Annotated in this window: 1 protein-coding gene; it reads left to right on the top strand. The window is 49.4% G+C overall.

What is annotated here, in order from left to right; translation table 11 throughout:
* A partial coding sequence (locus tag R8N47_RS25585) for a UbiD family decarboxylase (RefSeq protein WP_318186151.1) occupies positions 1 to 672 on the top strand: 672 nt, incomplete at both ends.

Raw genomic sequence — 672 nt, 5'->3', positions numbered from 1 at the left:
TGCCAAGACATTGTGTGGCAAGGTGACGAAGTCGATTTGGATAGAATTCCGGTGATGAGTTGCTGGGCGGAAGACGTAGCACCACTATTAACGTGGGGTTTGACGGTTACCAAAGGGCCGAACAAAAAACGTCAGAACCTCGGTATCTACCGCCAACAAAAAATCGCCAAAAACAAAATCATCATGCGTTGGCTAGCTCACCGTGGTGGCGCGTTAGATTTGCGTGATTGGATGGAAACCAACCCGGGTAAGCCGTTCCCAGTTTCCGTGGCGTTTGGTGCCGACCCTGCCACTATCCTTGGTGCGGTGACGCCAGTGCCGGATACGTTATCAGAATATGCCTTTGCTGGTTTGCTGCGTGGCAGTAAAACCGAAGTTGTCAAATCCATCAGTAACGATTTGGAAGTCCCAGCAAGTGCTGAAATCGTCATGGAAGGGTACATCGACCCGAACGAGTTTGCCGATGAAGGCCCTTACGGCGATCACACTGGCTACTATAACGAAAAAGAAAAGCATCACGTCTTTACCATTACGCACATCACCATGCGTAAAGACCCAATTTATCACAGTACCTATACTGGTCGTCCACCAGATGAGCCGGCGGTATTAGGCGTGGCACTGAATGAAGTATTCGTGCCAATTCTGCAAAAGCAATTCCCAGAGATTGAAGAC

Source organism: Vibrio sp. 2132-1, assembly GCF_033344315.1.
Note: the sequence above shows the minus strand (reverse complement) of the source record. Positions and strands in the feature narration are given on the sequence as shown.